Consider the following 1,446-nt stretch of genomic DNA (forward strand, 5'->3'; position numbering starts at 1 on the left):
CAGGGCCCCGGGGAGAATCCCGTCGCTCCCGGTTTGACCGGTTGATCATCGATGCCCGGAGATGAGACGAGCACGGCTCTTGTGGATCATGGAGTTCTCTACGCTCCCAGATCAGCAAGGCTGCCGTGCTCGTCGCTCCATCCTCCCTCATGTCCGTGTCCCCGGGCACGTCGCCCTGCCCGTCCACCGGTGCGGTCGGGGAGGCGGCGGACGGGCTGCTCCAGGCGCTGGCCAAGGTGCCCGACCCGCGTGATCCGCGGGGCGTTCGATATCGGCTGGCCACGCTGCTTGCGATCGGGGTGTGTGCGATGACGGCGGCCGGGCACAACTCCCTGGTTGCGATCGCGGAATGGGCCCGTCGGTGCGATCAGGAGGTGCTGGCCCGTCTGCGCTGCCCGTTCGATCCGTTCGCCGGCCGGTATCGGGCTCCGGGCGAGAGGACCTTGCGGGACGCATTCGCCAAAGTGGATCCCGGCGCGCTGACCGCCGCGGGTTTCGCCCGGCTCACCGCGCTGGCGTCGCCCGCCACCGTACCGCTGAGCCCCGACGGCGTCCCCGAACGCGAACAGCGCCGTGCCCACCGAGCCGCCGTGCTTGCCCCGGACCCGGTCCGGCTGAGACGGCGGGCGTTCGCCGTGGACGGCAAGTGCCTGCGCGGAGCCGTCCGCGCCGACGGCAGCCGGATGTTCGTCCTGACCGCCGTCCGCCACGACGACGCACTGACCGCCGCCCTGCGCGAGATCGGCGCGAAGACCAACGAGATTCCTGAGTTCGCCCCGCTCCTGGACACCATCGACGACGCGGACCTGCACGAGGCCGTGATCACGGTGGACGCGATGCACGCGCAGAAGGACCACGCCCGCTACCTCGTCGAGGACCGTCACGCGCACTACCTGCTGTCGGTGAAGAACAACCGGCCCACGCTCGCGGGGCAGTTGAGGAAGCTGCCCTGGGGCAAGGCACCTGTTCTTGACCGTTCACGCGAGAGGGGACACGGCCGAGAGGAGGTACGGGAGGTGAAGGTCGTCTCCGTGGACGGCCTGCTCTTCCCGCACGCGGCCCAGGTCGTTCGCATCCACCGCAAACGCCGGCCCCTCGGTGCGAAGAAGTGGCAGACCGAGACGGTCTACGCAGTCACCGACCTGCCCGCCCACCAGGCGTCCCCCGCCGAGATCGCTTCCTGGGCCCGCGGCCACTGGATCATCGAGAACACCGTCCACTGGACCAAAGACGTCACCTTCGCCGAGGACGCCAGCCAGGTCCGACGCCACCACACCCCGGCCGTCATGAGCGCCTTGCGCGACCTGACCCGCATGGCCCTCGATCGGGCCGGCTGGACCAACATCGCCAGCGGCCGACGCGCTCACACCCGCCCCGACGCAGCCCTCAACCTGCACGGCATCCCATGATCAAAACGGGCGAACGGGATTCTCCCCGGGGCCCTGG

General features: G+C 70.1%; 1 protein-coding gene. It reads left to right on the forward strand.

Features of this window, described 5'->3' with window-relative positions; genetic code table 11:
- The first annotated feature begins 149 nt into the window (after nucleotides 1-149).
- Entirely contained in the window at nucleotides 150-1,409 is a 1,260-nt protein-coding gene (locus KYY02_RS33550) for an ISAs1 family transposase (protein WP_371244839.1), read from the forward strand.
- The last annotated feature ends 37 nt before the right edge of the window (nucleotides 1,410-1,446 follow it).

This window comes from Streptomyces pimonensis, from assembly GCF_041380215.1.
GTDB classification, from domain to species: domain Bacteria; phylum Actinomycetota; class Actinomycetes; order Streptomycetales; family Streptomycetaceae; genus Streptomyces; species Streptomyces pimonensis.